At 65.0% G+C, this 5,473-nt stretch carries 7 protein-coding genes and 2 tRNA genes; 7 read left to right on the plus strand and 2 right to left on the minus strand.

All coding sequences use genetic code 11. The features are described 5' to 3' along the window. Positions 1-27 precede the first annotated feature (27 nt). On the minus strand, positions 28-828 hold the full coding sequence (gene gloB, locus E8M83_RS25255) for a hydroxyacylglutathione hydrolase (RefSeq protein WP_137176116.1): 801 nt from the start codon (positions 826-828) through the stop codon (positions 28-30). Between the two features lie 26 nt (positions 829-854). Between gloB and E8M83_RS25260 the strand changes: the two genes are divergently transcribed. The 6 genes from E8M83_RS25260 (at position 855) to E8M83_RS25285 (ending at position 3,889) form a co-directional block, all read left to right on the plus strand. After that, complete coding sequence (locus tag E8M83_RS25260) at positions 855-1,643, plus strand: class I SAM-dependent methyltransferase (protein ID WP_137176117.1); 789 nt, start codon at positions 855-857, stop codon at positions 1,641-1,643. Continuing rightward, positions 1,621-2,088 (plus strand): ribonuclease HI, encoded by a 468-nt coding sequence (gene rnhA, locus E8M83_RS25265; RefSeq protein ID WP_137176118.1) that lies wholly within the window; start codon positions 1,621-1,623, stop codon positions 2,086-2,088. Before E8M83_RS25260 ends, rnhA begins: the two co-directional genes overlap by 23 nt. 90 nt (positions 2,089-2,178) lie before the next feature. Further along, positions 2,179-2,886: a DNA polymerase III subunit epsilon gene (dnaQ, locus tag E8M83_RS25270; protein ID WP_137176119.1), complete on the plus strand. Its 708-nt coding sequence runs from the start codon at positions 2,179-2,181 to the stop codon at positions 2,884-2,886. A gap of 37 nt (positions 2,887-2,923) precedes the next feature. Next, a tRNA-Val gene (locus tag E8M83_RS25275) sits at positions 2,924-2,998 on the plus strand. A 161-nt stretch (positions 2,999-3,159) separates the two neighbouring features. Continuing rightward, positions 3,160-3,234, plus strand: a tRNA-Val gene (locus E8M83_RS25280). A 118-nt stretch (positions 3,235-3,352) separates the two neighbouring features. After that, positions 3,353-3,889 carry a hypothetical protein gene (locus tag E8M83_RS25285; protein WP_137176120.1) on the plus strand — a complete coding sequence of 179 codons (537 nt, stop codon included), beginning with the start codon at positions 3,353-3,355 and terminating at the stop codon, positions 3,887-3,889. Here the strand turns inward: E8M83_RS25285 and E8M83_RS25290 are convergent. After that, positions 3,849-4,496 carry a class I SAM-dependent methyltransferase gene (locus E8M83_RS25290; protein ID WP_229491917.1) on the minus strand — a complete coding sequence of 216 codons (648 nt, stop codon included), beginning with the start codon at positions 4,494-4,496 and terminating at the stop codon, positions 3,849-3,851. The two genes, E8M83_RS25285 and E8M83_RS25290, sit on opposite strands and share 41 nt — an antisense overlap. Positions 4,497-4,700: 204 nt before the next feature. Here E8M83_RS25290 and E8M83_RS25295 point away from each other — a divergent pair. Next, a partial coding sequence (locus E8M83_RS25295; protein ID WP_307721874.1) for an MHYT domain-containing protein occupies positions 4,701-5,473 on the plus strand: 773 nt, incomplete at its 3' end.

Below are 5,473 nucleotides of genomic sequence, written 5' to 3' on the forward strand. Positions count from 1 at the left end.
GCTCGCCGTCCGCGCGCCTAACCACCCTCAAAACGTATTCTTCCACTCCCTTAACGCCGCGAACGTATCGACCTGCGTCGCGCCCGGCTGCAGGCGCCCGGCCTCGACCAGGCTTTGCACGATGCGCGCCTCTCCGTATCGAATGAACGGATTGGTCGCCTGCTCGAGCGCGATCGTCGACGGAATCGTCGGCCGGCCGGCCTCGCGCCTGGCCCCATCGGCCCGCACCCGATCTTCCAGGGCCGCATTGCCCGGCTCGACCGCCTGCGCGAAGCGCAGGTTCGACAGCGTGTATTCGTGCGCGCAATACACCAGTGTCTCGCCAGGCAGCGCGGCCAGCTGCGCCAGCGAATCCATCATCTGCCGCGGCGTGCCTTCGAACAGCCGCCCGCAACCGGCCCCGAACAGCGTATCGCCGCAGAACAGCCAATCCGCCCCGGATTCGCGCCGCACATAGGCGATGTGGCCCAGCGTATGCCCCGGCACGTCCAGCACGTCGAGCGCCAGATCGAGCCCCGGCACAGCGATGCGCTCGCCCTGGCCGAGCGGATGCGTCACGAGCTCGATGCCGTCGTTGCGCGGCCCGAAAACGGGCACTTCCCAGTCCTCGAGCAGGCCCGGCACGCCCCCGGTGTGGTCAGCATGATGATGGGTGAGTAAAATGGCGGTCAGGCGCAGCTTGTGCGCGGCGAGGGCGGCCTTGACCGGCGCGGCCTCGCCAGGGTCCACGATGGCGGCATTGATACCGTCGTGAATGAGCCAGAGATAATTGTCTTTGAAGGCAGGGAGCGTCAATACCGCGAGGTGAGTGCGCACAGGAGTCGTCATGGTAAACCGTGGGTCAGAGAGGTGGCATGGATAGCGTATCCGAAAAATCCATTATAGCGCTCGACAACTGGCTGCAATCGCCGGCGGGCGTCTACGTGCGCGCGTTCGAGCAGGCCTGCCTCGACGAGCTCACGGTGGATATCTTCGGTTTCAATGCGCTGCAGATCGGCGTGCCGCAGCTCGACGCGCTGGCGGCCAGCCGCATGCCCAACAAGTGGCAGGCGGCGACGCGCACCTCGCATGCGGACGAACTGGCCTTCGCCGCCGGCGGCAGGCAGATCGCGGTGGCGGTCGACTTCGAGGAACTGCCGTTCGCCACCAGCAGCATCGACCTGGTGGTGCTGCCGCACGTGCTCGAGTTCGCCGCGGAACCGCACCAGGTCTTACGCGAAGTCGAACGGGTCTTGATCCCTGAGGGGCAGGTGATCATCTGCGGCTTCAATCCGGCCAGCCTGTGGGGCATGCGCCAGGGCGTGCGGCGGGTCACGCAAACCGACTACCTGCCCGAGTCCGGCGAATTCATTTCTTTGCCGCGCCTGAAAGACTGGCTAAAATTGTTGAACCTGGGCGTGACACGCAACCATTTCGGCTGCTACGCCCCGCCGTGCCGCACGGCCCACTGGCTCAGCCGCTTCTCGATGATGGAATCGGCAGGTGCACGCTGGTGGCCGTATCTCGGCGCGGTCTACGTGGTGCATGCGATCAAGCGGGTCAAGGGCATGCACATCATCGGTCCCGCATGGAACAAGAAAGCGAGCAAGCGCCCGGCGGCAGTGCCGGCTGCGAACAGGAATGAGCGAACAACAAACGAATGAAGCAGGCGCGACCCAGGTCGAGATCTTTACCGACGGCGCCTGCAAGGGCAATCCCGGCACCGGCGGCTGGGGCGCGCTGCTGGTCTCGAACGGCCACGAAAAAGAAATCTTCGGCGGCGAGCCGAACACCACCAACAACCGCATGGAATTGCGCGCCGTGATCGAGGCGCTGGGCGTGCTGAACCGCCCCTGCAAGGTCGTGCTGCACACCGACAGCCAGTACGTACAGAAGGGGATCTCGGAATGGATCCACGGCTGGAAGGCGCGCGGCTGGAAGACCGCGGCGAAAGAGCCGGTCAAGAACGAAGACCTGTGGAAGGCGCTCGACATGGCGCAGCAGCAGCACGCCGTCGAATGGCGCTGGGTGCGCGGCCACAACGGCCATCCGGGCAATGAGCGGGCCGACGTGCTGGCCAACCGCGGCGCGGCCTCGGTGCGGCGCTGACCGGCCGGGCGCCTTCGCCGGAAGGCGGGGGCGGGCTTTGCTATACTGCGGTCCGCCTCATTCCAGTTTTAACTTCTTCAGTAGAACACCATGCGCCAGATCGTCCTCGATACCGAAACCACCGGCCTGAATCCTCGCACGGGCGACCGCGTCATCGAGGTCGGCTGCGTCGAAATCTTCAACCGCAAGCTCACCGGGAATAACTTCCACCGCTATATCAATCCCGAACGCGAGTCCGACGAAGCGGCGCTGGCGGTCCACGGCCTGACCGCCGAGTTCTTGAGCGACAAGCCGAAGTTCCACGAGATCGCCGAGGAGTTGCGCGAGTTCGTGCAGGGCGCCGAAGTCATCATCCACAACGCGCCGTTCGACCTGGGCTTCCTGAACCACGAATTCACCCGCATCGGCCTGCCGCCCTTCGTCGAGCACTGCAACGGCGTGATCGACACCCTGGTGCACGCCAAGGAACTCCATCCAGGCAAGCGCAACTCGCTGGACGCGCTGTGCGACCGCTACGAGATCTCGAACGCGCACCGCAAGCTGCACGGCGCCTTGCTCGACTCGGAGCTGCTGGCCGACGTCTACCTGGCCATGACGCGCGGCCAGAACTCGCTGACGATGGACGTCGAAGTCGAGACCGCGAACATCGGCGATGCGCTCGACGTGGTGCCGCTGGGCGAGATCATCGTGGTGGCGGCGAGCAGCGACGAAGCCGCGGCCCACGAGGAAGTGCTGGCCGGCCTCGACAAGAATGTGAAAGGCAGCTGCGTGTGGAGGAATTATTCTCCGCAGGGGTGACGAGTAAGTGATTCTGTGCCATAATATGCCTCGCTTCGGGAGGTTAGCTCAGGGGTAGAGCACTGCATTCACACTGCAGGGGTCGCAAGTTCGAAACTTGCACTTCCCACCAGGATTCAAAAGGCCAGCAGCAATGCTGGCTTTTTTGTTTTCGAGGCTCGCCGGCCGCGGTGTCCCTGGATCGTTTGTTCTGGGACCACCATGATTGCAGCGAGTAGTTGACCAATTGCCATTTGGAATAATCAAGACTCTATGGCATAATACGGCCTCGTTGGGAGGTTAGCTCAGGGGTAGAGCACTGCATTCACACTGCAGGGGTCGCAAGTTCGAAACTTGCACTTCCCACCAAAGGATTCTCTACGAAACGCCCGCCTGTTGCGGGCGTTTTGCTTTCCAGGCGCCGTATGTGCTGCGCTTCGGCTCGCCTGACATGGCGCTGTAATAATTGCCTCATAGAATCATGTGGATGGATGCCAATCCCAGTTCCGTGACGACGATGCTCGCCGAACCTTCCACTGTCGTTGCTGCCCTTGCCGACGTCGTGTACGCCAAGACGGCGCAAGGCCGCCTCGAGGTTGCCCGGCGCAGCGCCGGCCTGGGTGCGCGCCAACGCAGCGTGCTGATCATGCTCGACGGGCACAAGACCGCGGGCGCGCTGGCGACGCTGATGCCTGCAGCGCAGTTGACGCGCATCCTCGTCGAATTGGTGGAGCTTGGACTGATCGCGCCCGTGACGGCAAGCGGGACGGCGCCAGCGAACGATGATGCGCGCCTGGCCCCGGTGAAGGCCATGATGATCCGCACCGCCGAGACCTGTCTGGGTCTGATCGCCGCCGACCTGGTGCGGCAGATCGGCGCCGCCGGCGACGAGCACCAGCTACAGCGCGCCATCGGCCACTGGCATATGGCGATGCAGGATTCAAAGTACGGCCGGGAAGTGGTCGCGACCCACCTCGAACTGATCAAGGCCGCCCTGCAATCTCCTGCTTCAGTTCCGGCGTAATCGTCCACCCATACAGGGTCTTGTCGCGTATCCGCACGATCTGTTCCGGCGGCCACTGCGCGCCCATATGGAAGTCGTGCGAGACCACCCGCGCGCCGACCCGCAATTGGCGCCACAGCTGCGGCATCAGTTGCAGGTTGACCTCGAACAGCAGGTACAGCATGACCACGGTGGCCGGGCTGAAATCGGTGTGGAACAGGTCGGCCTGGCGAAAGCGCACGCGCTCTTGTACGCCGGCCAGCCGCGCATTGGCATTGGCCTCGCGGATACGCTCGGAATCGAGGTCGATGCCCACGCCGCGCGCGCCGCGCCGGCTGGCGGCCGAGATCACGATGCGGCCGTCGCCGCAGCCCAGGTCGTAGACCATATCGTGTTTTTCGACCTGCGCCATCGTCAGCATGCGGTCGACGATGTCTTGCGGCGTCGAGACATAAGGCACTTTGGGCAAGGGTTGCCGGGCCCTGGCCGGCAGGATCAGTCCGGGCGCCAGCGCCAGGCCCGCGAACCCGGCGGCGCCTCGCAGCAGGGTGCGGCGACCGTGCAGGGAGCTTATCTGGTGGCGTTCGGTATGCGAGATGGATTGATATCCTGGGTGGTAGTCGAACAATATAAGGTTCCTCGAAAAGCGCGTGCGAATGGACCTGCGCAAGCGTACCCGATATCGCCGCACCGGGCGCTGCAGGTCGTGTACACTGGCTTCGTCAACTGTCGCTTACTTGGCGCTTATTGGCCGCTTATCGGCCGCTTTTCCGCCGCTTGCGCAGGCGGGTACTCGACATGCCGAGCGTATAACAAGAACGGAATCGTACCCATGGTGAACGGCCATTACGAACCCCTGCTGGTCTTCGTGTCCATCCTGGTGGCCATCCTGGCGTCGTACACGGCGCTCAGCCTGGCGATGCGGGTGCGCCAGGCCCAGGGCCGGGGGCCATACTTCTGGATCGCCGGCGGCGCGCTGGCCATGGGCAGCGGCATCTGGGCCATGCACTTCATCGGCATGCTGGCCTTCCGCCTGCCCATGCCGATCGGCTACGATCCCCTGATCACCTTCGCGTCCTGGCTGCTGCCGGTGGTCGCGTCCGGCCTGGCGCTGTGGCATGTGCGGCATGGCACGGTCCGGCGCAGCCAGCTGGCCTGGAGCGCGGTGCTGATGGGCCTGGGGATCAACGCCATGCACTATACCGGCATGGCCGGCATGCGCATGGACCCGGCCATCGAATACACTCCCTGGCTGTTCGCGCTGTCGGTCGCGATCGCGATTGGCGCCTCGGCGCTGGCGCTGCAGCTCGGCCTGCGCCTGCACGAAGACGGCCGCTCGCGGCGCGCGGTGCAGGTGGCGGCCAGCGTCATCATGGGCGGGGCCATCGCCGGCATGCACTATACCGGCATGGCCGCGGCCCACTTCGAGGCTGGCAGCACCTGCCGCGCGGCGCTGGGCGGCGTCGACCAGGACCATCTGGCGGCCCTGGTCACGGTGGCCACCGTGGCCCTGCTCAGCATCGCGCTGCTGGCCACCATCTTCGATGCGCGCCTCGAGGCGCGCAACCGCACGATCGCCGAATCGCTGGTGGCCGCCGCCGAGCG

Origin of the sequence: Massilia sp. HP4, from assembly GCF_005222695.1 — a bacterium.
Lineage (GTDB): Bacteria > Pseudomonadota > Gammaproteobacteria > Burkholderiales > Burkholderiaceae_D > Telluria.